The sequence below is a fragment of the Roseibium sp. genome, assembly GCF_965232425.1.
GTDB lineage: Bacteria > Pseudomonadota > Alphaproteobacteria > Rhizobiales > Stappiaceae > Roseibium.
In genome coordinates this window covers 4,885,547-4,912,469 of sequence record NZ_OZ246971.1, presented here as the reverse complement: position 1 = coordinate 4,912,469, position 26,923 = coordinate 4,885,547, and the positions used below count along the sequence as shown (strand labels likewise).

The window sequence follows — 26,923 nt, the reverse complement described above, 5'->3', positions numbered from 1 at the left end:
TGTCTCGAAGGATGGGCCGCGGGCACCGTTGCCGCCTACAGCGTTTCGCCCCTTTGGCTCCCCCGCTCAAGCAACCATTCGACCTGCCGGATGCAGTCGGCCGCCATCTCCCTGGAAAGACCGGCGCGGCCCAGCACCCTGAGGCCGAAATAGGCGGAGAGGATCCCCCTCGCCGTCTCGCGGGCATCCCCTTCCTGAAGCTGAGCATCGTCTTGCAGCGCCCTGTAGAAGGCGTTTTCCAGGCGGTGAACCATGGCTTGCAGCTTGTCTTCCGCTTCTCCCCCTTCCGCTGCCTTGTCGATCAGTGCATTACAGAGGAAACAGCCGAGTCGATCGCCATCCTGCTCCACCGCCTGTGCCACTTTTGCGAAGAGACCGAGAATGCGCGCCCGCCCTGAGCCCTCCGCTGGATTGGTAAGGTAGCCCACCGTGCCGCTGATGACCTTGTCGTTGTAGCGGTCCAGCGTGGCCAGGTAGATCGACTGCTTGTCCTGAAAGGCCTTGTAGAAAGACCCCTTGGTGATCTCCATGGCCGCGAGCAGTTCCGTGAGCGAAGCTTCTTCATAGCCGACATCCCAGAAAAGGACCATCGCCTTGTCCATGGCCTCGTCGGCATCGAATTCACGCGGTCTTGCCATTTGTCATCCTCGAACGGCACTCACGAACACTTCACCGGAACCTCACACGCTTGTGTTTTGTACCGATTGGTTCCTAACTCTATCTTCAAGTCACCGGCACGGCGTTGGGCACCTCTGCCTTATTAGGAACCGAATGGTACCGAAAAAGTCCCTTCAGAGCAAACGCGCCTTGCCGGTCCGCATTCAATGCCTGAATTCAGGCAGACTTCTGGGAGTTTTGATATGTTTAAGAACCTGATCCGCGGCTCCGTCGCTGCGCTTGTTGTCGTCTCCGGTCTCGTCTCCAGCGCCTTTGCCGCCGGCTTCGATGTCAACGCAACCGTCACCGGCCTGGCGCTGCGCGGCGTCGATCCCGTCTCCTACTTCACCAATGGCGCTCCGCAGGATGGCGACTTCTCCATCACCGAAGTCCACAACGGTGCGACCTACCGCTTCGTATCGGAGGAAAACCGCGACCTGTTCAAGCAGAACCCGGAAAAGTACCTCCCGGCCTATGGCGGCTTCTGCGCATTCGGCACCGCGATGGGCGTCAAGGTCGATGGCGATCCCGATCTCTGGAAGATCGTCGACGGCAAGCTCTACCTGAACCTGTCCCAGAGCATCCAGGAGCGCTGGAACAAGGACATCCCGGGTTTCGTGAAGTCCGCTGACGACAACTGGACCCAGATCGAAAACACCGACCCGAGCGAACTCTGATCGGTCCTCTGCCCCTCACGGATCGATCCAGACCGGCCGGGATTTTTCCCGGCCGGTTTTTTTGGTCGCCCCGGCATTCCTGTCGCAAGCGCGAACGCGGGATTCCAGCGCATTTCGGGCGATCCGGCACGGCCCTTGCTGATTATCGGGTGAAACCCCGATCCGCATCCCATCCCGGGACGCTTTCAGCAGGTGGCATTGCAAATGACACGCGAACTTTCAAATCCGAGCCGCAGGATGTTTCTTGCCGGGACAGCCCTGTGCCTTTCCGGGACAGCCGCTGCGGCACAGATGAACATCGCTGATCTGCGCGGATCGATCGATTCGGCTGACCTCGGTCTCGTTCCCAATGCATCGGACGATCAGACGGTCCAGTTCCAGAATGCCGTGAATCGGGCCGTCGAACGCGGCAGAGCCCTGTTTCTGCCGGCAGGCACCTATCCGGTCGCCAATCTCAGATTACCGTCCGGAACGCTGATCGTCGGTGTTCCCGGAAGAACCCGCCTCGTCTACCAGGGCGGCGGAGGACAGCTGATACGGGCCGAGGGTGTCAGCAATATCGGCCTTCAGGGCCTGACATTCGACGGCGCGAACCGCTCGATCGGCGATTTTACCGAGGGCCTGCTGCATTTCGTCGGCGTCCGCAACCTAGCGATCGACAATTGCGACATTGCCGGATCGTCGAAAATGGGCCTTGTTCTCGACAGATGTTCGGGACGGGTCGAGAACTCGCGGGTTTACGGGGCCGCTGAAGCCGGCATCCGCTCAAACGAAGCCGACGGTCTTGCAATCACCGGCAACACGGTCACCGACTGCGCCAATGGCGGCATCTGGATCCATCGCTGGCGCGAAGGCGAAGACGGAACAATTGTTTCGGGGAACCGGATCGAACGCATCGGCGCGCGCTATGGCGGCACGGGCCAGTTCGGCAACGGCATCAACGTGTTCCGCGCCAGCGGCGTGCTGATTTCAAACAACCGCATCACGGATTGTGCCTTCTCCGCGATCCGCTCGAACACCGGGTCGAACGTTCAGATTCAGGGCAATTCGTGCCTCAGGTCCGGCGAGTGCGCGATCTATTCGGAATTCAACTTCCAGGGCGCGATCATCGCCAACAATATCGTTGATGGCGGGACGACAGGCATCTCGATTGCCAATTTCATGGATGGCGGCCGTCTTTCGGTCTGCTCCGGCAATCTCATCCGCAACATTTCCGAAGTCGGACCCTACCCGCCCGAGGTTTCCGGTTTTGGCATCGGCATCGCTGCCGAAGCCGACACCACCCTGACCGGCAACGTCATCGAAGGTGCCCCGCGTTTCGGGATGCTGCTCGGCTGGGGACCCTACATGCGCAACATTGCGGCATCCCAGAACATTCTGCGCGACTGCGGCACCGGTATTGCGGTCACCGTGGTCGATGGCGCCGGTGCCGCCGCCATCACCAACAACATCGTGCAGGGCTCGAAAAGCGGTGCCATCAAGGGCTATCGCTGGCTTGAACCGGCAACCGGCGAACTCAATGACACTTCCCGCTACGCCAATCTCACGGTGACGGGCAACCAGGTCAGCGCCTGACGATCATCCTCCGGGCAAGGCAAAGCGGAGTGACAGGCAGGACAGCCCGCCGTCGATCTTGCGCGCTTCGTGGGTCGGCAACAGCACCGTCTTGAAACCTGCAGCCTGAATGGCGGCGTGCGTCTGCGGATAGCCTTCCGGCACCAGCACGGCATCGTTCACGCGGATCACGTTGGCGGCGTAGTCCTCGCCATCCGCAACGACCACCGTTTTCCGGTCACCGAAGAACCCGCTTTCGGCCATGACCCGGGTCGCCAGAATGACGTCGTCGCCGAGCGTCGAGCAGGCGGTCTTGAAATGCAGCACCCCGTCCGGCGTTTCGCAGACCTCCGCCATGTATCCCCAATTCGCAAGAACACCTGCAAAGGCCTCTGCTCCCGCGCGGTTGGTGCGGGCAGACAGACCGATCAGTATGACATCATCCAGCATCAGGATATCGCCGCCGTCGACGCAACCCTGCCCGGGCAGATCGACGACCGTGTCGAACCGGTTTTCAAGTGCCGACCTGATCGCTGCACCTTCCGCCTCACGGCTTTGAGTGCCCGGACGCAGCCGGATTGCCCCCTCCGGCAGACAGAACGCGGGGTCTTCGACAAAACAACTGTCGGGAAACGCCTCCAGCGGCGGCAGCACATCGACCGTCAGCCCGGCCCCTTGCAGCGCCTTGACATAAAGGCCATGCTCCCGGCGGAACGTTTCGGCATCCGGATCGCCGCTGTCGACCGCCCGGATTCCTTTTGAAACACTGTTGGACGGTGTGCGCGCAATCGCGTGCGTGAAGCGATGGGACAACCCTGGCCGATGCGCCATGAAACTACTCCGGTGAAAAATGAGTGGGCCTGAAACAGTCATCAGAGAGGCGAACTTAGCGGACGTGCTGCAGCTAAAACAGTGCCTGGATCGCGCCTATGCCCCCCTGAAAGCGCGTTTGCCGGATCTCCCCGATGTCTCCGGCGGACTGGAGCAGGAGATCACGGAACGGATCGTGCTCGTTGTCGCGATAGAAGACGACGTTGCCGGCTGCGCTGTTGTGAGCATCGACGGCGCAAGCGCACATCTCGTCAACATAGCCGTCGACCCGGATTTCAAGGGCAAGGGCATCGGCAGGATCCTGCTGGAAGCCGTTGAAGACCGCGCCCTCCGGGGCGGGGCAACCGGCATTGCCCTGGCAACGCATGCCGGCATCCCGGAAAATGTTGATCTCTACCGGCACCTGGGCTGGAGTGTAACATCAAGAAACGGAAACAAGATACTCATGAACAAGGACCTTTAGTCTTTGATCCGAGCTCTTTTCAAGGGAGCGCAGCCTTCAGTTCATCAAGGAAATCCGGTCTGGGCTTGATGTGCCCAGCCTGTGCACCGCGCCGTGTCAGGACCGGCGGATTGACGAGACCATCCAGCAGAACGGCTTCGTCCTCGTTGAGATCCAGCAGCGCTTCCAGGACGGTGGCCATCATGACTTCGGCTGCCCGTGTCGCCCCATCGTCGCACTTCAGCGCCACTCCGAAGCCGAGTTCGGGAATGGCCGCGCAAAAGACGCCCTCCGCGCCGGTCTTGACGAAGACCCGTCCCCTGAAGCCCTCCATGACCCTGGTGCAGAAGCGCCCTGCACCGGCGACCATGTAGGGTTCGTTGATACAGGCATCGTAAATCTGCCGCGCTGCGTCCGCGCGCAAGGGTTCCAGCCCTTCACCGGTCCCGAACGAGGCAAAAGCCCCGGCGAAGCTCTTCAACGGTGACGCGTAGGTGGGGATGGAACAGCCGTCGACGCCGCACACATCTTCCGTGAGCGTTTCTCCGGTCATCTGCTCCATGGCACGACGGACTTCGCGCTGCACGGGATGGGACGGATCGATATAGCCCTGTGTCTCGACGCCCATGATCCTGGCAAGCCCGAGAAAACCGGCATGCTTGCCGGAACAGTTGTTGTGGAGCCCGCACGGTGTTTCATCCGACAGGATCAGTTTTGCCGCATCTTCCATGCGTTGCGGCCACTGCGGACCGCATTCCAGGTCATCTTCGGTCAGCCCGGCCTTTAGGAGCATGACGCGGGCGGCATTGGCGTGGACTTCTTCGCCGTTATGCGAGGCGCACGCCAGTGACAGTTCCGCATCCGTCAGGTCCAGCGCTTCGGCCGCCCCGGACTCCACGAGTGGCAACGCCTGCAGCGCCTTGATGGCCGAGCGCGGGTAGACCCGCGCCTCGATATCGCCGATCCCGCAAACGAGTTTGCCCTGCGCGTCGGCAATCGCAACGGAGCCGCGATGAACGCTCTCCGTGAGGCTGCCGCGCGTCACGTCCACAAGCGCCGGATTTTCCATGGAGTTTCTCATGCTGACCTATTGATACTCCAAGACTTAAGCGGATTCGCTGCGGGCTGCAGTCAAAAAAGCTGAAAGCCGCGCCAGCGCTTCGTCGATGACCCAGTCCTGCTTGCAGAAGCAGAACCGGACAAATCCCGTCGGCGCGTTGCCTCCGTAAAACGCCGACACCGGAACTGCGGCGACCCCGGCCTCCGTCACAAGTCTCTGGCAAGCCTCCACATCCGTGGCGCCGAGCCCGAGCCTTTCGAAACCGCAGGTCAGAAAATAGGTGGCTGCGCAAGGCAGCACCGTGAAGCCGATCGCCTCAAGACCCTTGGCCATCCGGTCCCGTTTCTGTGCCAGGTCGAGGGCCAGGCCCTGGTAATAGCTGTCATCCTTGCGTAAGCCGTAGGCGACAGCGCGCTGCAGGTTCGGCGGTGTCGTGAAAGTGACCCACTGGTGCGCCTTGCCGATCGGGTCGAGCAGCGCGGCCGGTCCGGTAATGTATCCGACCTTCCAGCCGGTCAGCGAAAACGTCTTGCCGGCCGATCCGATCCGCACCGTTCGCTCGCGCATACCCTCGAACGTCATCAGCGGACGATGCACGGCACCATCGAAGACAAGGTGTTCATAGACCTCGTCACAGATCGCGTAGGCATCATGTTCCCGGCACAGATCACAGATGAGCTGCAGTTCCGCCTCTGAAAACACCTTTGCCGTCGGGTTCATCGGATTGTTGATGAGGATGGCTTTGGTCTTGTCCGAAAACGCGGCACGGAGCGCCTGTTCGTCCAGCGTCCAGGAAGGCGGACTGACGCGAACCCGCACCGGCACGCCGCCCGCGCGCCGGACCATCGGCAGGTAACAGTCATATAGCGGTTCGATCAGAACCACCTCGTCACCCGGCGACACCAGCGCCATGATGCAGTCCGCAAGCGCTTCGGTCGCGCCGGACGTCACGATCACCTCGCTCTTCGGATCTATGTCCAGTCCGTAAAAGCGGCTGTTGGCTTCGGCAACCGCTTCCCGCAGCTCCGGCAATCCCAGCATCGGCGGATACTGGTTCGGCCCCTCGACAAGCGACCGGGCCGCCTCTTCGCGGATATCCTGCGGTCCGTCGACATCTGGAAACCCCTGCCCCAGGTTGACGGCATTATGAGCCATCGCAAGCCGGGACATGGTTTCGAAAATGGTTGTTTCGATACCGGTGAAAACCGGATTGGTCGATTTCATGACGTCTCCAGACCTTGTTTCGCATGGTTCTAGTCTTCCATCGAACGACAGTCGAGCACTTTCCTTCCACCTTGAACCGCGTGTCATTTGACTCACTTTGGCGCAGAAATTCGCCGCAGCCGCCGTTTCCTGCATGGCAGCCATTCATCGCCGCTCTTGCTGCATTGCAACAAATCGATTAGAAAGACCTGAATTGATTTAGGTCAGTAATTGTGTCCCAGTCCGGCTGGGCGACCGTCTCACCGAACAAAACCGACTGGAGCCCGTCTTGACAGCACGTGCCGGGGCCGCTGTGCCTGTACAATCGACCAAACTGGATGCCTCGCGCATCAAAACCGAATTGCTTGCGGGTCTGACGGTTGCACTGGCGCTCGTGCCGGAAGCCGTTGCCTTTGCCTTCGTGGCGGGCGTCAATCCACTCGTCGGCCTTTACGCGGCCTTCTTCGTCGGACTGATCACCGCCTGTATCGGCGGACGTCCGGGCATGATCTCAGGCGCGACCGGCGCACTCGCCGTCGTCATGGTGTCGCTCGTTGCCCAGCACGGTGTCGAATACCTGTTCGCGACCGTTGTCCTGATGGGGATTCTGCAGATCGGCGTCGGCGTTCTCAAGTGGGGCAAGTTCATCCGCATGGTCCCGCACCCGGTCATGCTCGGCTTCGTCAACGGCCTTGCAATCGTGATCTTCCTGGCCCAGCTCGGGCAGTTCAAGGTTCCCGACGGCGCTGGCGGCCTGACATGGATGGGCGGCTCCCAGCTCGTTCTCATGCTCGGCCTTGTGGCACTGACCATGGCGGTGATCTGGCTGCTGCCCAAGATCACGACGGCATTCCCGGCGCCGCTTGCCGGCATTCTGGTTGTCTCGGGCCTCGTGCTCGGCTTCAACCTCGACACGCGCTCGGTCGGTGATCTTGCCTCGATTGCCGGCGGACTGCCCGAATTCCACATTCCGATGGTCCCGCTGACACTTGAAACCCTGCAGATCATTCTCCCCTACGCGGTGATCCTGGCCGCCATCGGCCTGATCGAGTCGCTGCTGACGCTCAACCTTGTCGCCGACCTCACCAACACCAAGGGCGGCGCGTCCAAGGAGTGTGTCGCACAGGGGTCTGCCAATATCGTCACCGGCTTTTTCGGCGGCATGGGCGGCTGCGCGATGATCGGGCAATCGATGATCAACGTGAAATCCGGCGCAAGAACCCGCATTTCCGGTATTGCCGCCGCCCTGTTCCTGTTGTCCTTCATCGTCATTGCCTCCCCGCTCATCGAGCAGATCCCGGTCGCGGCCCTTGTCGGCGTCATGTTCATGGTCGTTATCGGCACCTTCGCCTGGGCAAGTCTGAAGATCGTTCACAAGATCCCGCTGACCGATGCGCTGGTCATGGTGATCGTGACCGCTGTCACCGTCTATGCCGACCTTGCGGTCGCGGTCGTCGTCGGCGTGATCATTTCCGCGCTGGCCTACGCCTGGAACGCGGCAAGCCGCATCAGCGCACGCATCGGCACGAGCAAGGAAGGCTGGAAGGTCTATCGCCTGTCAGGCCCCCTCTTCTTCGGGTCGACCACGGGTTTCGTGGACCTGTTCAGCCCGCAGAACGACCCGGACGATGTCGTCGTCGACTTCATGGACAGCCGCGTCGTCGATCACTCCGGGCTTGAGGCAATCGACGCGCTGGCGTCCAAGTACGAAGCCGCCGGCAAGCGCCTGCACCTGCGTCACCTGTCACCCGACTGCAAGAAGCTCCTCGCCAAGGCGGGCAATCTGGTCGAAGTCTCGGTTCTGGAAGACCCGGACTACGAGATTGCGGTCGACTACGGCCAGACGTTCGAGGAACCGGCGAAGTCTGCCTGACGGAAATCTTCCGCCAAACCAAATCGAAAGGCTCCGGAAGACGATGCTTTCGGAGCCTTTTTCTGTGTTTCCTCTTAACAATACCCCCGGATAACGCGCCTCCGGGCAAACACGGCGGCGATTTTGCGCTATTAATTTGACGAAACACTTGAATGTGTATCGGGAAATCACCGTGCTGTTGCGCAACAAGCTCTTCATTACGCCGACCCTGGCAACCGTCATCGGGACATTCGTGGTCATCACCGCGGCCGCGATCCTGATCATTCAGGCCATGACATCCGAGCGCGTCATCCGGCAGCTGGGTGGCAGCCTGGTGGATCTGGGCATGGACACCTCGGAAGCCGCCTTCATCGAGCAGCTGCATGCCGTGACCGAGACGGCGAATTATACCCGTGCCAGCTGGGAAAGCGGCGAGCTCTCGTTCGATGATCCGGAGCATCTGGTTGGATACATCTACGGCGCGCTGGCCCCGCAGGACCGCGTCTCGTTCATGATCATGGTCGACAGCGGCGGGATGGGCGTCGACGTTGATCGCGGCGACGCCGACGGTGAAATTCTCGGCGGCGACGTGGACCTGGCCGCCGACATTCCCAGCCTCACGCCGATCCTGAAGGAAGCGGCAGGCAGACGGGAGCCGTTCTGGAGCGAACCGCTCTACATGCCGACCCGGAAACACACCTACTTCATCTACACACATCCCTTTTATTCCGAAGACACCTATCGGGGCAGCTTCCTGATCGGCATGTCGCTGGAACGGATCTCGGACATCACCTGGTCGATCTCGACGGACGACATCACCGTGTTCCTCATGAAGGAAAAATCGGAAGAGGTCGTCGCGCATCCCATGCTGGAAGACCATTTCGAGGAACTGAACGAAGAAGCCCCGCTCCTGCATGTCAGCCAGATCTCGGATTTTTTCCTGTCGGATTTCTCCAGCCTGCAGATCGTTGACAACAAGGACTACAACATTCCGGACGGCATGGAGTTGCGCGCGGGCCTGGATAATGACGGCGACAAGCGTTTCATCATCATCGAGCACGAAAATGACAACCTCAAGGGATTGCCGGCGCGCATCGGCATTCACTTCCCCGCCGAATATCTCGACCAGCCGCTCCAGCAGCTTCTGGTCGCCATCACCGTCGGCCTTGCACTACTCGTGATCTCGCTTCTGGGCGCGATCATGCTCGCCCGCAGGATTGCCAAGCCCATTCGAAGGGCAGCCGCCGCGGCAACGGACGTTGCCGATCTGAACCTCGACCGTGTGGAGCCGCTCCCCTCCTCCATCATCAGGGAGCTTGACGACCTATCCAGTGGTTTCAACTCCATGGTCGCTGGATTGAAGGCGTTCAATCGCTACGTCCCGCGCACCCTTGTGCAGAAACTCCTCAGCGAAGGGCGCGCGGACGTCCTTCCCGAAGAACGCGAGGTCGCCGTTCTCTTTACCGACATCGCCGGGTTCACGTCGGTCTCGGAGGGCCTGTCGGCAAGCGAAACCGCGGCCTTCGTCAACCACCACCTGTCCCTGCTCGGAGCGGAAATCACCAGGCTGGACGGAACCATCGACAAATATGTCGGCGACAGCGTCATGGCGTTCTGGGGGGCCCCTGATCACCTGGATAATCCGGCAGAGCCCGCAGCCCGTGCAGCGCTGGCCATGGCGGAAGCCATCCGCGCGGACAACGTGGAGCGGAACAGGCGCAACGAACCGCCGGTGCGTATCCGCATAGGCCTGCACATGGGACCGCTCATCGTTGGCGACATCGGCGCTCCCGGACGCGTCAACTACACGGTTATCGGCGACACGGTGAACGCCGCGGCGCGCCTTGAAAATCTCGGCAAGGAGATCGATCCGGAGGCAGACGTCATCATTCTCGCGTCAGGTGAGATCGCCCGCGGCCTCGGCACCGGGATCCGTCAGCAGCCCATCGGACCGCAAATGGTGAAGGGCAAGAGCGCGCCGATCGACGTCGTCCGGCTTCTGCCGGATTGAACATGGCCGGCGCTGCGGGATACTCTAGGGTACGGACCCATAAATGAGGCGGAAATGGTTTGAGGCGGATTCCGTCTCCTCAAGAAGCGGAAGCGCAGGAAATGTGGTTCATTTTCAAGCCTTTCGCGACGCCGGGGAGGCGAAATCCGGTCAAATCCGAAGGACATGGAAATGGCTTCACCCCGTGGCGTCAGCGTGCTTGACCGGGCAGGAAGCCCGCTCCGCACACCCTTCCTGACGGGATCTCGCCATTCCCATGCCATTTCAGTCGCATTTGTGGGTCCGCACCCTAACCCCTATCCGGAATAGGATCGCGCTTGCCCGTAGCCGATCGATTTTTCGATTGCACCCGCAAACGCTCCGAAGGTCCACTCGCCGTCCTGGTTCTCGATTGCGGCAAAGGTGTCCCGGGGCAGACAGCAGCCGATTTCGCGCTCGATCGCCATGATCAGTCCGATGGCGTCCAGGCTGTCTGCACCCAGCTTGCTCAATGTGATATCCGGCGTGATAACCCAATCGGCGAGTTTGAGATCCCGCGCGATTACCGCCTTAACTTTCTCAGAAATTTCCGACATTTAGACCCTAATGAATATTTTTGTGCGTACATAAAAAGAGACACGCAAAAATAGCATCGAGGTTGCAGAGGGGCAATCTCCGGGCCGGTAAAATCTTGGCGATGGACGTTATCAGGTTACAGCCGCACCTTTTCCCGCCTGCGCTTTCGACAGCCTCGCTGCCAGAAGGTGGGCGGCTGCAGAGGCGAGAAACACGGCCGCGAGCCCGATCCCCAGATCGATCATTGCCGGATAGGGAAGCCGGAACGCGAATTCGAAGATTTCGATGAAACTTGCCGTGAACGCCACGAACAGTCCACCGGCCGCCAGGAACGCGGCGCCATCACCGGCCAGAAGGCCGCGGCGCCGTTTCGACTGGAACAACCGGGAAACCAGGTAGTAGCCGAGAACGCTCAGGAAGAAAGCAGTCAGGGCCGCAAGGAGCAACCCCAGATCCATAAAGAAGGTCATGATACCAATCCCGCCTCGTTTCGATGAAAGCAATTTCGTGCGGCATCCCGCAAAGACACTCCGGTAACGTTGCCGGGCGTGTCATGTTGCGGAAGCTGCCAGTGCCGCGCCCGCTTAGGTAGGTGCGCGTGGCAGCGCAAACCAGCAGCATGAAGGAGATTTAATCTTCGCCGGAGGACACGTGCGCCGTGGAGCCGGCGGTTCTGATCTTGATGCAGGGGCGTACCGGTAACTCGCATCTCCCCGTCTTGTGAGATTTCTGGAGGGGAATGTGCGTTTCAAAGAGGAGTGCGCGGAACAATCTTAAGTCCTGCGGCCGCATGGCCGGTTACAGACAAACCGTTCCGAACATTCCGACAGGTCAGGACAACAAGATGAAGAACCGCAGACAATTCCTCGCCCTCACCACAGGCCTGGCCGCGACCACGCTGGCGGCGACAGCAGTGCCCGGCTTTGCAGGCAGCAGCCGCTCGGGCAGTTTCTCCGGCCGAAGCAACCATGTCACGACCGGCAAAACGGAACTCAGCAGCAACAACGTCGTGCTTCAGAGCAATTTCAGTCTCGATGGCGCGCCCGACCCGCGTGTCGGCCTCGGCAAGAACGGGAAGTACGACCCGAAGGCGGATCTCGGTGCCTTGAAAAAGCTCACCGGCAAACAGAGCTACCGGATCGGCAAGGGCATCAAGGCCTCCGACTACAACGAGGTCTATATCTGGTGCCGCAAATTCAACGTCCCGCTCGGCGTCGCCAAGCTCGGCAACTGATGCCTTCAGCATATTGCGCAGCCCCGGCCCTGAGCCGGGGCCAATGATTTGCCGAGGTCCCGGATCGAGTCCGGGACCGCTCAGGTGGATTGGCTGATCACCGGACCAGGATGTTCCTGAACTGCCAGGGGTCCTTCTTGTCGAGATCCTCCGGGAAAAAGCCCGGACGTCCGTCAAGCGGTGTCCAGTCAGTGTAGTAGCCCTTCACGGGGCCGAGATACGGCATCTGGATTTCAAGGCAGCGCTTGTAGTCCATCTCGTCCGTTTCAACGATGCCCGCCTCCGGGTTTTCAAGGGCCCAGACCATTCCGGCAATCACGGCCGAAGTCACCTGCAGGCCGGTGGCGTTCTGGTAAGGCGCCAGCTTGCGGGTCTCCTCGATCGAGAGCTGGGACCCGTACCAGTAGGCGTTCTTCTTGTGGCCGTAGAGCAGCACGCCGAGTTCGTCGATCCCGTCCTGGATCTCGTTTTCCTCCAGAACATGCAACTTGTCCTGCACCTTTCCGGCAGCCCCGAAGAGTTCGTGAAGAGACAGGACGGCATCGTTTGCCGGATGGTAGGCATAGTGGCAGGTCGGTCGGTAGGTGACCTTCTTGCCGTCTTCCAAAGTGAAATAGTCGGCGATGGAGATGGACTCGTTGTGCGTGACCAAGAAACCGAATTGCGCCCCGGGCGTCGGACACCAGGTCCGCACCCGGGTGTTCGCACCCGGCTGTTCCAGATAGATCGCCGCGTTGCAGCCCTTCTTGTGGCTCTTGGCGTTGGCGGGCTTCCACTTTTCATGCGTTCCCCAGCCAAGCTCGGAGGGCTGGAAGCCCTCGGACAGGAACCCTTCGACGGACCATGTGTTCCAGAACGTGTTCGGCGGCTTCGCCTCCTTGGCACGCTGCGTGTCCCGCTCGGCGATGTGGATTCCCTTGACGCCGGTCTTCTTCATCAGCTTCGCCCAGCCCTTGCGGTCCGTCGGCTCCTTGAACTTGACGCCGGTCTCCGTGGCAATGTCGACAAGGGCTTTCTTCACGAACCAGGACACCATGCCCGGGTTGGCTCCGCAGCAGGAGACTGCCGTGGTGCCACCCGGTTTCTTCTTCTTTTCCTTGCGCACGGTTTCGCGCAGCGCGTAGTTGGTGCGATCGGCAGCCGGTGCATTTTCATCGAAGTAGAATCCGAGCCAGGGTTCGACGACGGTGTCGATGTAGAGGACACCGAGTTTCCGGCAGAGCTTCATGAGATCGAGAGAGGACGTGTCGACCGATAGGTTGACCACGAAGCCCTGCCCCTCGCCCTCTGTCAGTAGCGGCGTCAGGATGTCTTTGTAGTTGTCCGGCGTGAGCGCCACTTTCTGAAACTTGTAGCCCTTGCCGGTCACGAGTTTCGCGTCGGTGTCGACCGGATCGATCACCGTGAAGCGGGACTTGTCGAACTTGAAATGGCGCTCGATCAGCGGCAGCGTGCCCTTGCCGATCGATCCGAGACCGATCATGACCAGCGGTCCGGTGATGGTGCCGTGAACCGGATACGCGCTGGAGGCCGCTGACGTTTTGGGTGCTGCCTTTTTTGCCGGCGCCTTGCGGGGCGCAGCGGGTTTCGCAGCCGCGGGCTTTGGTGCCGCCTTCCGGGCCGCAGACTTGGCTGCTGCCGGCTTTGCGGTTGCAGTCTTCGGAGCCGCCTTGGCTGTAGCGGGTTTGGCGGTTGCGCTCTTCGGAGCTGCCTTGGTCGCTGCCGGTTTCCTCGCTGCGGTCTTCGGGGCCGCTTTGGCGGTGGCTGGCTTTGCCGCTGCAGGTTTTACTGCTGCGCTCTTCGGAGCCGCCTTCGTCGCTGCTGGCTTTGCGGCTGGTTTGCGCGCTGCCGGTTTCGCCGCTACGGGTTTGGCTGCAGCAGGTTTGGCAGCCGCATTCTTCGGTGCCGCCTTCGTCGCTGCTGGCTTTGCGCCTGGTTTGCGCGCTGCCGGCTTCGCCGCTACGGGTTTGGCTGCAGCAGGTTTGGCTGCTGCACTCTTCGGTGCCGCCTTTGCTGCAGCGGGTTTGGCAGCCGCATTCTTCGTTGCCGCCTTGGCTGCAGCGGGTTTGGCAGCCGCATTCTTCGGTGCCGCCTTGGCTGCCGCAGGTTTGGCAGCCGCGCTCTTCGGTGCCGCCTTGGCTGCAGAAGGTTTCGCAGCTGCATTCTTCGGAGCCGCCTTCGTCGCTGCAGGCTTGGCCGCCGCCTTGGCTGCAGCAGGTTTCGCCGCCGCGCTCTTCGATGCGGCCTTGCTTGCGGCAGACTTCGCTGCGGGTTTGCTTGTTGTTTTCGCCTCGGCGCTCTTCGGAGCCGCCTTGGCAGCAGCAGGCTTCGCAGCTGCAGCGCCCTTAGATGCGGCCTTCGCTGCAGCAGGTTTTGATGGAGTGCGCTTTGTCGCAGCCTTGGCCGCAGCGGGTTTTGCCGTCGTGCTCTTGGAGGCAGGTGTTTTGGAAGTGGAAGCCTTTGATCCTGCAGATCTTGCTGCCGCTGGCTTGCGTGCTGCCCGCGTTTTGGGTGCGGCCTTTTTCGGCGTGCCGCCGCTGGATTCATCGGTCAAGTTCTGAACTCCAATTTTACGGTGCCTCATCCTTCGGAGGGGTCAACCGTCTCCATCCCTCAAAGTGGAAGCGCACTTATTGCGCTTTGACTAACCTCTGACGGTTTTTGGGCCTGATTTCAAGAGCGGACAGTGCATTTTCGGAAGATGACAATGGCAATCACCCGGTCAACGCGAAATCACGTGCGCCCATATCGGCATCAGCTGGCATCGTGGCGACCGTATCTTCCACGGCCTTCAGTTCTCCCCGGAGCGCTGAAATGCGTCCGGATAGGAGATCAAGTCCCAGGAACCGGTGCCGCTCAAAAGGCCCCGGCAAGGCGGCACGATCGAGCTTGCCGGACGAGAAACCGAACCGGGCGTAGTAGGCCAGGTCACCGACAAGCACCACGGAGCCATGGCCGAGCGCGGCCGCCTGGTTCAGCGCGTGGCGCATGAGCCGGTCACCGATTTTCAGGCCCCGCACGTTCGCGGAGACGGCCAGGGGACCGAGCAGCAAGCTCGCTCTCCCCACCTCGTCCCCGACCAGCCAGAGCCGAACGGTGCCCACAAGATTGTCCCGCTCATCAAGCGCCACGTAAGCAAACACCGGCAACCTGCCTGCGCGCAGCCGCTCGCAGGTCTTGAGGTGACGGTCTTCGCCGAAGCTTTGGTCAAGCAGCGCCTCGCGGGCGCTGAAATGCTCCAGCGCCTCGCTCACGATCGCGATCATGGCTGCCGCTCCTAGATGACGTGGGACGCCAGCGGCGCGAAACCGTTGAAACCCACGGACGAATAGGTCGTCGTATAGGCTCCGCAGGCTTCAATCAGAACCTTGTCGCCAATGGACAGGCTGACCGGCAGCTCGTAAGGCGTTTTCTCATAGAGGACGTCGACACTGTCACAGGTCGGCCCGGCAAGGACACAGGGTGTTGTCCGGTCCCCGTCACGCGGCGTGCGGATCGGGTAACGGATCGCCTCGTCCATGGTTTCGGCGAGACCGTGAAACTTGCCGATGTCGAGATAGACCCAGCGAATGTCTTCCTGCGCGGATTTCCTGGAAATCAGAACGACTTCGGCCTCGATCATGCCGGCATTTCCGACCATGCCCCGGCCCGGTTCGATGATCGTGGACGGCAGCCGGTTGCCGAAATGCTTCGACAGTGCCTGGAAAATCGCCTCGCCGTAGCGCGGCACGCCGGGCACGTCCTTCAGGTAGCGGGTCGGGAACCCGCCGCCCATGTTGACCATCTTCAGCTCGATGCCGCGCAGCGCCATTTCCCGGAAGACGCCTGCCGCCATGGCGAGAGCGAAATCCCAGGCTTCGAGATTGGCTTGCTGGGAGCCGACATGGAAGGAGACGCCATAGGCCTCGAGACCGAGCCGGTGGGCGTGTTCCAGCACGTCGGGTGCCATGTCCGGATCGCAGCCGAACTTGCGTGAAAGCGGCCATTCGGCGCCGACACCGTCGCACAGGACGCGGCAGAAGACCTTTGATCCCGAGGCAACGCGAGCGATCTTTTCGACTTCTTCGATGCAGTCGACGGCAAACAGCCGGACGCCGAGGTCAAAGGCACGCGCAATGTCCTTCTCCTTCTTGATGGTGTTGCCGTAGGAAATCCGCTCAGGCGCAGCGCCCGTTGCCAGCACCATTTCGATTTCACCGACCGAGGCGCAGTCGAAGCACGAGCCGAGGCTCTCCAGCAGCGAGAGGATTTCCGGCGCGGGGTTGGCCTTCACGGCGTAGTAGACGGACGTGTCCGGCAGGGATCTGGCGAAAGCGTGAAAATTGTCGCGGACGATGTCGAGATCGACAACAACGCAGGGTCCGTCGTCGTTGCGTCGTCGCAGGAAGTCGCGGATGCGCTCGCTCATGGGGATCACCCCTTTCAAATCTGGCCGCAGGCGCGCGAAATCCGGTTGGCGCGCTGCAGTTCTCGTCGCAGGGTGCCGCAATACGCACCGGGCCTCCCCCGGGATGGAACCGGAGGCCGGGTTGACTGCAGCGACGGTCGGGCGAAAGCGGCATCATGAATGCACGCAAGCGCTTTCCCGCGTCGGGAATGCCGTTGATTGGATCGGAGATACCGAACCGCACGTCGGGCAAGGATGTAACAAGTGCCTCTTCAGTGACGCCGGAGGTTGGAAACCCCGGCAGAGACCAAAAAAGCCCTCTTACGTCGTTGCTTTAAGCCGTACGGATCTGCTGCCCGCCCCTTGGCGGTTTTTGTGGCAGCAGCCCCTTAAGAGATGTTTCAACCATCCCATGAACGACCACGGGCACGTGCGAATTTGGGCGAGCGGTGTATGCGCTTCTTTGGCGTCTGGCGCAAGTGAAATCTGAGGGGAATGCCGATTTTTTTGAGATTGCTTTGGAAAAGGACGACAGGCGATGCCCCACTGCCACGGCGCGCAGCGCACGCGCTCAATAGACGGCCCTGATCGTCCTGATGAGATGATCGGCGAAAGCGCGGACCCGGCGGGGCTGCGCCCGGCTTGGCGGGAACAGGACATGCAGGGGTGAATTCGGCGGTTCGAACTCCGGCAACAGGGCGACCAGACGCCCTGCCCGGATGTCATCGGCGCAATCGAATTCCGACTTCAGCGCAATGCCGCGTCCTTCCAGCGCCCATTCACGGACCAGAGCCCCGTCATTGGCAATCAGCTTGCCGGAAACGGTCACCATGTGCGTCACGCCGCCTTGAACGAACTCCCATGTGTTGTCGATATTCTGTCCGAACCGCATCAACAGGCAATCGTGGTCTTTCAGATCGGCGGGCCCCCTTGGCGCCGCATGCTTTTCGAGATAGCCGGGAGACGCACACAGGAGGCGCTTGCGCGATGCCACGTGTTTGACCCGCAAGGAGCTGTCGCTGATCGCCCCGAAGCGAACCGCAAGATCAATGCCCAGGCCGACGATATCGACATAGCCGTCGGACAGATGGAGATCGATCGAGATCAGGGGGTGTTCGGCCTGAAATCCCGCAATCGCCCTTGAAATGACATGGCGTCCCAGATCTTCCGGAGCACTCACCCGGATGAGCCCGGACAGCGTGGTCGCACCCGTCCGGATCCGGGTATCGAGTTCGTCGACTTCGCTGAGCACGGTGCGCGCACCTTCAAAGAGCGCCCGCCCCTCTTCCGTCAGGCTGATGGAGCGTGTCGTCCGGTTGAGCAGCACGACGCCGTAATGCGCTTCAAGCGCCGCCAGCCTTTCCGACACGGTCGTCGGCGACAGCCCTGCCTCGCGAGCTGCCGCGGCGAGGCTGCCCTTCTCGACGATCAGCACGAACAGGGAAATGTTGTCGATAAGCATTATACGGAAATTCCGGATTGTCTCTGCGTATACTGACCGTTTATCCGAGAGCGTCAAGGAATTAAATACCTAACCACACACCGAAATGGAGACACCGACATGACCCAACTCACCATCGTCGCCAACATCAAGGCCAACCCGGACAAGATCGACCTCGTGAAAACCGAACTGCTCAAGCTGATCGAGACAACCCGCAGCGAAAACGGCTGCATCAACTATGACCTTCACCAGGACAACGAGAACCCGGCCCACTTCATGTTCTATGAAAACTGGGAAAGCCGGGAACTCTGGCAGATCCACATGAACGCACCGCATCTGGCCGCCTACATGGCCGCCACCGAAGGCGCCGTGGCAGAGTTCACGCTGAACGAGATGACCGTGATTGGCTGAATGCGGTCTCCCGTGAAATCCGGCCAGCGGACCTTCGAAACCTCCCTTGAATCACTTTGAGAACAAGACAATGAAAGCCGTTGCACTGACTCGCTATTTGCCGATCGACGACCCGGAAAGTTTCCTGGATGTCGATCTCCCGAAACCGGTGCCGGACGGGCGCGACCTGCTGGTGGCGGTGAAGGCCGTTTCCGTCAACCCGGTCGACACGAAAGTGCGTGCCCCCAAGGACACGGTAGAAGAAACACCACGCGTTCTTGGGTGGGACGCAGCCGGGATTGTCGAGGCGGTCGGCCCGGACGTGACGCTGTTCAAGCCCGGCGATGAAGTCTACTACGCGGGAGACATCACCCGGGCGGGCTCCAACTCGGAGTACCAGCTGATCGACGAGCGGATCGTCGGCGCGAAACCCAAGACGCTCGGCTTTGCCGAAGCGGCCGCTCTGCCGCTGACCACCCTGACGGCCTACGAATCCTTTTTCGACCGGCTCGGGATCGACCGCGATGGTGGCAACTCAGGTGAAAGCCTGCTGATCATTGGCGCGGGCGGCGGTGTCGGATCGATCGGTATTCAGCTCGCCAAGGCTGCCGGGCTGAAGATCATCGCTACCGCATCACGCCCCGAAACCTCCGCCTGGGTGACGGAACTGGGCGCGGACCACGTCGTCAATCACAGACAGGACATGGTCGCACAGGTCCGAGCCCTCGGCTTCGAGACCGTTGACCACATCGCCATCTTCAACGACATGCGTCATTGGGAAACGGCCGTGGAACTGATCCGGCCGCAAGGCGGCATCGTCACCATCGACGACACCAACCTGCCGATGCCGATGGACAAGATGAAAATGAAGGCCGCCAGCCTGCATTGGGAATTCATGTTCGCGCGTGCCATGTTCCAGACAGCCGACATGATCGAACAGCACAAGTTGCTGACCTATGTCGCCGGCGAGATCGACGCGGGCCGGATCCGCACGACGCTGGACACGGTTCTCTCCCCGATCAATGCGGAAAACATGCGCAAGGCACATGCGCTTGTTGAAACGGGCACTGCAAAGGGCAAAATAGTGCTTGAAGGTTACTGACAGCAGGCCGGCGCAGCCGGGTGACCGGCTGCGCCGGCCCGTTTGGGTCGTCCACGAAACGAAAGGCAATCAGATGGCCGCACTGCAACCGCCCGTCTGCGACTTCGACTGGCAAGCTCCCGATTTCATGCTCCTGGGCACCGATGGCAGGCATCACGGCCTGAGCGATGTGGCCGGTGAAAACGGCACGCTGGTCATGTTCATCTGCAATCATTGTCCCTTCGTGCTGGCGATACTCGACAAGATCGTCCGTGACGCGCACGAACTGAAGGAACACGGCATCGGCATTGCCGCCATCTGCTCGAACGATCCTGTCTCCTACCCGGCGGACAGCTACGAGAACATGCAGCTGATGGCCGAAAGACACGACTTTCCGTTCCGCTACCTGCACGATGCGGACCAGACCGTCGCAAAAACCTACGATGCGGTCTGCACCCCCGACTTCTTCGGTTTCAACAAGGATCTCGGCCTGCAGTATCGCGGCAGGCTTGACGCCACACGCATGGGAGCTTCGCCCGCGGACTTGCGCCGCGACCTCTTTGAGGCCATGAAACAGATAGCTGAAACCGGTCGGGGTCCTGAAGACCAGATCCCCTCGATCGGCTGCTCAATCAAATGGAAGTAACCCCGGGCGGAAACATGCAGATCCACCAACTCAATCACGTCAACCTGCGCACGACGCAATTGGACACCATGATTTCCTGGTATCAGGACGTCCTTGGCCTCACATCCGGCCCAAGGCCGGACTTTCCCTTTCCGGGGGCCTGGCTCTATGCCGGAGACACGGCTTTTGTGCATCTCGTCGGGATTGACGGAGACGCCGGGACCGGATCGGAAGTGGAGCTGAAACTGGAACACTTCGCCTTTTCCGCGACCGGAGCGGAGGAATTCGAAGAACGGCTGCGCCAACGCGGCGAGACCTACCGCAAGTCCGAACTGGCGGAACTCAAGCTTGTTGCGATCAATGTCTGGGATCCGGACGGCAATCACATTCACGTTGATTTTCGCACCGGCGCCTGATCAGCGCCGGGAAACGGTTGCTTCCTGCAAAGTCCGCTCTAGCTAACACCCGGTCGTTTGAACCAGTTGGACGGAGCTCAGACATGATCCGAACCCTTGCAGGCACTGCTGCCATTGCCCTTGCCGCCACACCCGCACTGGCCGAGCCGCACCGGTATGAACTCGACCCGACCCACACGACGATTGCGTTCATGGTCGATCACATAGGCTATGCGGACACGCTCGGTGTGTTCCTCGATTTCGAGGGCGGCTTCACCTATGACATGGACACGCAGGAACTTACCGACGTCGAGATCACGGTAAAGACCGCCAGCGTCCAGTCCTTCAACGAAGCCAGGGACAATCACGTCCGCAACAAGGATTTTCTGGACGTTGAACAGTTCCCCGTAATGACGTTCACCGCCGACAGCGGAACGCCTGCGAGCGACACGACCGGCACCGTGACGGGCAACCTGACGCTTCTGGGCAAGACGCAGCCCCTGACGCTCGATGTCACGCTGAAAAAGGCTGCCGATTACCCCTTCGGCCACAAGCGCTTCACGCTCGGGATCAGCGCAAAGGGCACGGTCCAGCGCAGCGCCTACGGCATGACCTATGCCGTCGACAACGGATTTGTGGGTGACGACGTTCAGCTGATCATCGAGACGGAAGCCATGCGCGTCGACGGATAGCCGGCGTCAGACGGCCTTGACCATGAGCGGCTGCAGGGCCGGATGAATGTTTGGGCTTTCCTCGCGAATGAACCGCAGCAGCGCCTTCTCGTTTTCATGAAGAACGCCGTCGCGTCCGATGCGCTCGACCAGCCAGGACGCCTCGTCCTCGCTCACGGTTTCATTCGCGGCGATTTCGGCCTCCATGGATGCGCCCCGTGCCGCGAACGGATCGTTGACAGCATAGGAATCGCGAATGCCGCTGACACCGCCGCTGATCATCTTGCGGAAGAAACCGCCAAGTCCGCGCTCATAGCCACCGGGCTGGTTCAACCAGTCCTCGCGGGCAAGCGCGACATCGCGCGACGGCGGCGTGAACCCGGACATGGCCATCAGGTGATTGGCCACCGCCTTCGAGAACAGCTCCGACCATGAAGGCGCGTTTTCGGCTTCGACCGTGGCATCGTTCAGATCGAACAGGATCTCCGCCTCGGCCTTCGAGATCGCGACGCCGCCGCAGCCCGCTCCGGCATAGAGAACCCGCCGCAGGATCTCCACTTCTGCGTCCGAAATGACACCCGGTTTCAGATCATTGCCTGCCCGCGTCGCACCGTTTCCGGAGATGACGGATTGGCTCACTGTCTTCAAGGCGAACTGCTCCAGGCTCTCCGGGGCCTCGCGGGCCTTCTCCAGCACATGCAGCACCGCGTCGAGTTCCGTGCGGCTGCAGATGTGGCCGTCTGCCTCGATCTGGCCGATCAGCCAGGCCGCGTTTTCATCCGAAACATAGCCTTCCGGCCGCGCCTGATTGACCAGAATGTCGGCGATGGCCTCGGGAAAGAGTTCGTACCAGGTATCCGCATAGGTCAGCTCGGCATCATTCAGCCGGAACAGCGCGGCACCTTCTTCAAGGGAGACGGCCATGTCGCCGTAGATGAAACGCCGGAGCGTGATGACATCATCGGCATCCACGTGCCCGGAGGCGATCTTTAGGGTGACAAATTCATTCAAATCGGGCTTGGCCATGGTTTCCCCCTTGGAGACTTTGACAGGGACTTTCGCCCGAAAACCTTGATATTCCGGTAACAAAAAAGGGAGCCACCAAAGTGGCTCCCTTATCGTCTTCCCGCACTTGGGGGCATTGAAACGCGGGAAGACTGATCGGTTTCACGTTAGGGGCAAATCAGCCGCGGTGCTTCTTGCCCTTGCCGCCTTTCTTGCCACCCTTGAAATCGGCCTTGGTGATCACGCCGTCCTTGTTCCGGTCCGCACGCTTCATCAGGTTGTCGAGGCGTTTTCCGGCCTCTTCCTGGGTGATGCCGAGGCTGCCGTCTGCATCGGCACGCTGGAACATGTCGACAATCCGGTTCTCGTTGACGGCCAGCCACAGCGGACCGAAATCCTCAAGCGTGAAGGAACCGCTGGAATTCGTGTCGGCCAGAGCGAACAGTTCGGCCCGCCGCGCGTCGAAGTCTTCCCGGGTCACGGAACCGCTGCCATCGGTGTCGAACAGCGCCATGAACATGCGGCCATGGCCGCCACGGCCGCGCCGTTCACCGCGCTCACGGCGCTCGCCGCGTTCGGCACGCTGCTGGCGTTCGCCGTTTTCTGCAGCTGCCTGATTGCGCTGGCCGCGAACACGCTCAACGGTTCCGTTGCCATCGCGGTCGAGCCGGTTGAACATGCGGTTTGCGACCACGTCGACCTCTTTCTGGGTCACGGTGCCGTCACCGTCAGTGTCAAGGAACTGGAATGCGCGGACCATCCGGTCACCGGAGCGATCCAGGAACTGGGCCTTGAATTCCTCAAGACTGATTTCGCCGTTTCCGTCGGCATCCGCCGTGGTGAAATCTGTCGTTCTGACTTCCGCGATTTCGGCTTCGGTGATCACACCGTCCTTGTTCACGTCAAAACGTTCGAACATGCGTTCGGCGCGCTGCTTGTGGCCGCTACGGCCGTGGCCGCGTCCCCATTTGCCGCGTTCACCCTTGTGCGCGACCTGCTCGCTCTGCACCTGCTTGATCTGTTGCCCCCCGTTCCCAGCCGCATCGCCGCTTTGTGCGAATGCAGGCAGGCCGGCCGTCAGCGCGGTTCCCGCGACACTCGCAGCCAAAGCGGTGATTGCAATTTTCTTGAACGGTTTCATTAAACAACTCCTTGGTTCGTCGATGAACACAAGGTAGGAGGCGTTTGTCGCAGAAATACCCGCCGCAAGGCGCTTAAGTGTCGCCATCTGTCCCCATTCGGCCCGGCGACACACTTTGTTACAAGTTCCGCTCGAAAGTTGCGCTGCCTGTTATTATTTTTGCAGTAGAAACAGACACCTTGCCGGCCGGAACGCAGCTGTTTTCGCAATTCCGGCGCAGTGCACATGGCAATCGCAAGACAGGAGAGACGCGTGAGCGATCCCAGTCCGCATATCCTCGTGGTGGACGATCACCGCGACATCAGAGAGACGCTGGCCCGCTATCTGGTCAAGAACGGGCTGCGGGCGACAGCCGCCGAAAGCGCCGCCCACGCCCGCAAGGCCCTCAAGGCCGCGTCGATCGACCTTGTCGTGCTCGACATCATGATGCCGGGCGAGGACGGCCTGTCGCTCTGCCGGCACCTGGTCGAAACCGGTTCGATGCCGGTCATTCTGCTGACGGCAATGGCCGACGACACCGACCGTGTCATCGGCCTGGAAATCGGCGCAGACGACTACGTGACCAAGCCCTTCAATCCGCGCGAACTGCTGGCCAGGATCCGGGCCGTCCTCAGACGCACGTCCCTCGTTCCCAAGGAGCGTGATCCGATCGAACAGGAGATGCTTCATTTCGACGGCTGGGCTCTGAACATCTCGCGGCGCGAACTCGCGGACCCGGAGGGAAATGCAGTGCCGCTTTCCAGCGGTGAGTTCCAGCTGCTATGCGCGTTTCTGAAGCGTCCCAAGATGGTTCTCAATCGCGACCAGCTGCTTGATCTGACGACCGGCAGGACACCCGGTGTGTTCGACCGGTCCATCGACAATCAGGTGTCGCGGCTGCGGCGCAAGATCGAGGCGGACCCGAAAGACCCCAGGATGATCAAGACCGTCTGGGGCGGCGGCTACATGTTTACCGCCGAGGTCAGAGACCAGGTGGAATGAACTTGCCAGCCTCCGTCACCAGGATAATGCAAGCGATGTGGCCGAAGTCCCTGGCCTCGCAGCTGATTCTGCTGCTCCTCGCCGCAATCTTTGCGGCGCAGGCGCTGAGCATCCTGATCTTCCATGACGAGCGCCGCATTGCCCTGGTCGCGGCTGCGAGAGACAACCTGCTGGCCCGGTCCGTATCGGTCGCCGAATTGCTGGAAGATACCCCGCCCGGCCTGCAGGATCGCATTCTGGAAGCCAGCAGCAGCCGCTTTGCGGTCTTCTGGCTCGGCGATACCCCGCTTGCACCTGCCCCCGGCACCTCCGGTTTCGAAAAGCGCCTGCAGGGATACCTGTCCAGCCGCCTGCATCATGGTCAGACGGTTCATCTCAACATTCTCGCCGACGAAAAGCGGGGCCCCAAGGCCCGGCGGGACCGGGACGGCGATCAGGACGCGGCAAGCTGGCGGTCCGTTCCCAAGCGGGAGCGTCCCCACAACCTCCGCAAGATCATGAACAAGCCGGAAGACCTGTCGCTGTCCATCCAGATGACCGATGGGCGCTGGCTGAATGTCGCAACGAGTTACCGCCCGCCCCCGGGCGCCTACATCCCCCTGCTGGTCCAGCTCGGGATCACTTCCGTCCTGACCGTGCTGATCATCGGCTTCGCGGTGCGCAGGGTCACGAAGCCGCTCAAGACCCTGTCCGCATCCGCCGAGAAATTCGGCCGTGGCGAGGAACTGGAACCGCTCGATCCAAGCGGCCCGCGTGAAGTCCGGGCGCTGACGTCTTCCTTCAATGACATGCAGGACAGGCTGACCCGGTTCGTCAAGGACCGCACGCGCATGCTGGCCGCGATCAGCCATGACCTCAGGACGCCGATCACCTCGCTCCGGATCAGGGCCGAGTTCATCGACGACGACGAAAACCGTGAGAAGATGATCGAGACCCTCGACGAAATGGCTGCGATGACCGAGGCGACGCTTCGCTTTGCAAGGGATGAAGCCCATGCCGAAGGCGCGGAGGAAACGGATCTCGGCGCGATGCTGGAGAGCCTTGCCGGCGACCAGCAGGATCTCGGCCATGTTTGCAGCGTGACGCTCGATCAGCCGATCAAGCTCAGTTGCCGGCCTGTCGCCCTCAAGCGGGCCCTGCGCAACCTGATCGAGAACGGCATCCGCTACGGCGGCGGGGTCTCCATCGCTGCACGGATACGGGACGGCGAAGTCATCATCCGGGTTTCCGATAGCGGCCCCGGCATCCCCGAGGACCGGCTGAAGGACGTGTTCGAACCGTTTGTACGGCTGGAGGAATCCCGGAGCGAGGAAACCGGCGGCATCGGCCTCGGCCTCGCCATATCACGCTCCATCATTCATGCGCACGGCGGCACGGTCACCCTGCAGAACGGCCGGGACGCGGGTCTCGTCGCCGAGGTAAGGCTGCCGACACGGTAGCGATCTATGTCTTGGGTTTGTCCCGTTCCAGAAATTCCACCTGCGCATCGACGATCTGCCGCCAGGCCGGATCCGAGGGCAGATAAACATGATTGTTGCTCTCGACCTGAAGAAATTCCGCCCCGGCGATCCCGGAGGCAAGCAACCGGCCCTGAGAGACCGGATGAACGGCATCGGCACTTGCGTGAATGATCAGGGTCGGCACCTTTACCTGCGGCAGGTAATCGGAAACGTCGAACTGGTCGAAGGCGGTCCTGATTGCGGCTGCATTTTCTGCTGACGTGGAAGCAAGCTGGATCTCGACCATGTTGTCCATCTCCTCCTTGGAGGCCCCCGGACAAAAGACGGATGTGAAGGCAACCATGAAGGGGCTGTCGGGTTTTCCCCACCCGGAACGGATCAGCGCCATCAGCGCATTGGCTTCCTCGCTTGCATATTGATGATCGCGCCGCGAACGCCCCTGTACGAAACCACCATACAGAATGAGCCGGCTGACCCGCTCGGGATAAGTGGCAGCAAAGACGATTGAAATGGGCACACCCTGCGACGCAGCGATGAGAGGGAAAGTTTCCAGGCCCGCAGCGTCAACGACCGCCTTGAGATCGGCCACATAGTTATGGATCTCCGTTCCCTTCAGCACGGCATCCGACAGTCCGGTGCCCCTTTGATCGTAGCGCACGAGGCGATAGCGGGCGCTGAGTTCCTGGAGATAGGGGCCCCAGACCGGGCTGCACCAGTCCTTCTCCAGATGGGTCAGAAAGTGCCCGGCCCTGACGACGGCAGGTCCTGCACCCGATCGCGCATAGGCAATCGAGGTGCCGTCCTCCGACTGCGCGAAATGAATGGTCTGCACGCGTTTTGCAGTCGGGTTGCCGGAGGGCGTCTGGATTGACGTATTTGTGCTGACCGGGGCAACCAGTTCCAGCCCCCGGCGCTGCACGGTGCGAATGACCGCCTGTGTCTTGCCGTTGTCTCCGACGGCGGTTCTCGCCGCGTTGATCCGGGCGCTGATCGTGGCCTCCGAAACGATCCTGCCGTTCCACACGCGCTCAATGAGCGCGTCTTTCGAAACAAGTTTTCCGGCATTTTCGGCAAGCAGACACAAGAGTTCGAACACCTGCGGCTCGACCGGAACTTCCGTTCCAAGTCTCTGAAGCTGATAGCTTTCCGTGTCCAGGACGCAATCTGCAAATTCGTAGCGCACGCAGTCCCCCCAGCGGCGGTGTTCAAGCCATGGAACAGTACTGGAAGTGCATATCCGGTGCAATTTGCCGGGTCGAAAATCAAGGAA

27 protein-coding genes are annotated in these 26,923 nt (G+C 61.0%); 14 read left to right on the top strand and 13 right to left on the bottom strand.

Going from position 1 to position 26,923, the window contains the following annotated elements; all coding sequences use genetic code 11:
- Positions 1-35: 35 nt before the first annotated feature.
- Positions 36-638 carry a TetR/AcrR family transcriptional regulator gene (locus ACO08A_RS22325; RefSeq protein ID WP_422038132.1) on the bottom strand — a complete coding sequence of 201 codons (603 nt, stop codon included), beginning with the start codon at positions 636-638 and terminating at the stop codon, positions 36-38.
- 222 nt (positions 639-860) lie between these two features.
- Here ACO08A_RS22325 and ACO08A_RS22320 point away from each other — a divergent pair, with 222 nt between their 5' ends.
- Positions 861-1,334 carry a YHS domain-containing (seleno)protein gene (locus ACO08A_RS22320; RefSeq protein WP_421983629.1) on the top strand — a complete coding sequence of 158 codons (474 nt, stop codon included), beginning with the start codon at positions 861-863 and terminating at the stop codon, positions 1,332-1,334.
- 204 nt (positions 1,335-1,538) lie between these two features.
- The gene (locus ACO08A_RS22315; RefSeq protein ID WP_422038130.1) at positions 1,539-2,909 is read left to right on the top strand and encodes a TIGR03808 family TAT-translocated repetitive protein; all 1,371 of its coding nucleotides are present in this window, start codon (positions 1,539-1,541) and stop codon (positions 2,907-2,909) included.
- A gap of 3 nt (positions 2,910-2,912) precedes the next feature.
- Here ACO08A_RS22315 and ACO08A_RS22310 read toward each other — a convergent pair whose 3' ends face one another.
- Positions 2,913-3,719 carry a dimethylarginine dimethylaminohydrolase family protein gene (locus tag ACO08A_RS22310; RefSeq protein ID WP_422038129.1) on the bottom strand — a complete coding sequence of 269 codons (807 nt, stop codon included), beginning with the start codon at positions 3,717-3,719 and terminating at the stop codon, positions 2,913-2,915.
- Between the two features lie 64 nt (positions 3,720-3,783).
- On the opposite strand from ACO08A_RS22310, the gene ACO08A_RS22305 reads away from it, so the two are divergent.
- Positions 3,784-4,182, top strand: a complete 399-nt coding sequence (locus tag ACO08A_RS22305) for a GNAT family N-acetyltransferase (protein ID WP_422038128.1) — start codon at positions 3,784-3,786, stop codon at positions 4,180-4,182.
- A gap of 19 nt (positions 4,183-4,201) precedes the next feature.
- Here the strand turns inward: ACO08A_RS22305 and ACO08A_RS22300 are convergent, their stop codons facing one another.
- Both ACO08A_RS22300 and ACO08A_RS22295 read right to left on the bottom strand, forming a co-directional pair.
- On the bottom strand, positions 4,202-5,230 hold the full coding sequence (locus ACO08A_RS22300) for an asparaginase (RefSeq protein ID WP_422038127.1): 1,029 nt from the start codon (positions 5,228-5,230) through the stop codon (positions 4,202-4,204).
- A gap of 36 nt (positions 5,231-5,266) precedes the next feature.
- Entirely contained in the window at positions 5,267-6,445 is a 1,179-nt protein-coding gene (locus ACO08A_RS22295) for an aminotransferase (RefSeq protein ID WP_422038126.1), read from the bottom strand.
- A gap of 268 nt (positions 6,446-6,713) precedes the next feature.
- Here ACO08A_RS22295 and ACO08A_RS22290 point away from each other — a divergent pair, with 268 nt between their 5' ends.
- Together ACO08A_RS22290 and ACO08A_RS22285 are read left to right on the top strand one after the other, a co-directional pair.
- Positions 6,714-8,297: a SulP family inorganic anion transporter gene (locus ACO08A_RS22290; RefSeq protein ID WP_422038125.1), complete on the top strand. Its 1,584-nt coding sequence runs from the start codon at positions 6,714-6,716 to the stop codon at positions 8,295-8,297.
- Positions 8,298-8,469: 172 nt separating this feature from the next.
- On the top strand, positions 8,470-10,287 hold the full coding sequence (locus ACO08A_RS22285; protein ID WP_422038124.1) for an adenylate/guanylate cyclase domain-containing protein: 1,818 nt from the start codon (positions 8,470-8,472) through the stop codon (positions 10,285-10,287).
- A gap of 296 nt (positions 10,288-10,583) precedes the next feature.
- Here the strand turns inward: ACO08A_RS22285 and ACO08A_RS22280 are convergent, their stop codons facing one another.
- Positions 10,584-10,862, bottom strand: coding sequence for a phosphopantetheine-binding protein (locus ACO08A_RS22280; RefSeq protein WP_422038123.1), 279 nt, complete (start codon positions 10,860-10,862; stop codon positions 10,584-10,586).
- A gap of 111 nt (positions 10,863-10,973) precedes the next feature.
- Positions 10,974-11,312, bottom strand: a complete 339-nt coding sequence (locus tag ACO08A_RS22275) for a hypothetical protein (RefSeq protein WP_422038122.1) — start codon at positions 11,310-11,312, stop codon at positions 10,974-10,976.
- Positions 11,313-11,686: 374 nt separating this feature from the next.
- Between ACO08A_RS22275 and ACO08A_RS22270 the strand changes: the two genes are divergently transcribed.
- Positions 11,687-12,076: a DM13 domain-containing protein gene (locus ACO08A_RS22270; protein ID WP_422038121.1), complete on the top strand. Its 390-nt coding sequence runs from the start codon at positions 11,687-11,689 to the stop codon at positions 12,074-12,076.
- A 97-nt stretch (positions 12,077-12,173) separates the two neighbouring features.
- On the opposite strand, the gene ACO08A_RS22265 is transcribed toward ACO08A_RS22270, so the two are convergent.
- Positions 12,174-13,559 (bottom strand): homospermidine synthase, encoded by a 1,386-nt coding sequence (locus ACO08A_RS22265; RefSeq protein WP_422038120.1) that lies wholly within the window; start codon positions 13,557-13,559, stop codon positions 12,174-12,176.
- Positions 13,560-13,746: 187 nt separating this feature from the next.
- On the opposite strand from ACO08A_RS22265, the gene ACO08A_RS22260 reads away from it, so the two are divergent.
- Positions 13,747-14,637: a hypothetical protein gene (locus ACO08A_RS22260; RefSeq protein WP_422038119.1), complete on the top strand. Its 891-nt coding sequence runs from the start codon at positions 13,747-13,749 to the stop codon at positions 14,635-14,637.
- Between the two features lie 153 nt (positions 14,638-14,790).
- Here the strand turns inward: ACO08A_RS22260 and ACO08A_RS22255 are convergent, their stop codons facing one another.
- The 3 genes from ACO08A_RS22255 to ACO08A_RS22245 form a co-directional block, all read right to left on the bottom strand.
- Entirely contained in the window at positions 14,791-15,342 is a 552-nt protein-coding gene (locus ACO08A_RS22255) for a GNAT family N-acetyltransferase (protein ID WP_422038118.1), read from the bottom strand.
- 11 nt (positions 15,343-15,353) lie between these two features.
- The gene (locus ACO08A_RS22250; RefSeq protein ID WP_422038116.1) at positions 15,354-16,484 is read right to left on the bottom strand and encodes a type III PLP-dependent enzyme; all 1,131 of its coding nucleotides are present in this window, start codon (positions 16,482-16,484) and stop codon (positions 15,354-15,356) included.
- 550 nt (positions 16,485-17,034) lie between these two features.
- Positions 17,035-17,925, bottom strand: coding sequence for a LysR family transcriptional regulator (locus tag ACO08A_RS22245; RefSeq protein ID WP_422038115.1), 891 nt, complete (start codon positions 17,923-17,925; stop codon positions 17,035-17,037).
- Between the two features lie 99 nt (positions 17,926-18,024).
- Here ACO08A_RS22245 and ACO08A_RS22240 point away from each other — a divergent pair, with 99 nt between their 5' ends.
- The 5 genes from ACO08A_RS22240 to ACO08A_RS22220 all read left to right on the top strand — a co-directional run bounded on the left by ACO08A_RS22240 (position 18,025) and on the right by ACO08A_RS22220 (position 21,087).
- A complete protein-coding gene (locus tag ACO08A_RS22240; protein WP_422038114.1) occupies positions 18,025-18,315 on the top strand; it encodes a putative quinol monooxygenase in 291 nt (96 codons plus the stop codon).
- A 70-nt stretch (positions 18,316-18,385) separates the two neighbouring features.
- Positions 18,386-19,396 (top strand): zinc-binding alcohol dehydrogenase family protein, encoded by a 1,011-nt coding sequence (locus ACO08A_RS22235; protein WP_422038112.1) that lies wholly within the window; start codon positions 18,386-18,388, stop codon positions 19,394-19,396.
- Between the two features lie 73 nt (positions 19,397-19,469).
- Positions 19,470-20,021: a thioredoxin family protein gene (locus ACO08A_RS22230; protein ID WP_319387683.1), complete on the top strand. Its 552-nt coding sequence runs from the start codon at positions 19,470-19,472 to the stop codon at positions 20,019-20,021.
- Positions 20,022-20,035: 14 nt separating this feature from the next.
- On the top strand, positions 20,036-20,416 hold the full coding sequence (locus ACO08A_RS22225) for a VOC family protein (protein ID WP_422038111.1): 381 nt from the start codon (positions 20,036-20,038) through the stop codon (positions 20,414-20,416).
- An 83-nt stretch (positions 20,417-20,499) separates the two neighbouring features.
- A complete protein-coding gene (locus ACO08A_RS22220; protein ID WP_422038109.1) occupies positions 20,500-21,087 on the top strand; it encodes a YceI family protein in 588 nt (195 codons plus the stop codon).
- Positions 21,088-21,093: 6 nt separating this feature from the next.
- Here ACO08A_RS22220 and ACO08A_RS22215 read toward each other — a convergent pair whose 3' ends face one another.
- Together ACO08A_RS22215 and ACO08A_RS22210 are read right to left on the bottom strand one after the other, a co-directional pair.
- Positions 21,094-22,092, bottom strand: a complete 999-nt coding sequence (locus ACO08A_RS22215) for a hypothetical protein (protein WP_422038107.1) — start codon at positions 22,090-22,092, stop codon at positions 21,094-21,096.
- Positions 22,093-22,249: 157 nt separating this feature from the next.
- Positions 22,250-23,212: an EF-hand domain-containing protein gene (locus tag ACO08A_RS22210; protein WP_422038106.1), complete on the bottom strand. Its 963-nt coding sequence runs from the start codon at positions 23,210-23,212 to the stop codon at positions 22,250-22,252.
- Positions 23,213-23,437: 225 nt separating this feature from the next.
- Between ACO08A_RS22210 and ACO08A_RS22205 the strand changes: the two genes are divergently transcribed.
- Together ACO08A_RS22205 and ACO08A_RS22200 are read left to right on the top strand one after the other, a co-directional pair.
- A complete protein-coding gene (locus tag ACO08A_RS22205; RefSeq protein ID WP_421983651.1) occupies positions 23,438-24,193 on the top strand; it encodes a response regulator in 756 nt (251 codons plus the stop codon).
- A 35-nt stretch (positions 24,194-24,228) separates the two neighbouring features.
- Complete coding sequence (locus ACO08A_RS22200) at positions 24,229-25,632, top strand: ATP-binding protein (protein ID WP_422038105.1); 1,404 nt, start codon at positions 24,229-24,231, stop codon at positions 25,630-25,632.
- Positions 25,633-25,636: 4 nt separating this feature from the next.
- On the opposite strand, the gene ACO08A_RS22195 is transcribed toward ACO08A_RS22200, so the two are convergent.
- A complete protein-coding gene (locus ACO08A_RS22195) occupies positions 25,637-26,836 on the bottom strand; it encodes an alpha/beta fold hydrolase (RefSeq protein ID WP_422038104.1) in 1,200 nt (399 codons plus the stop codon).
- Between the last annotated feature and the right edge of the window lie 87 nt (positions 26,837-26,923).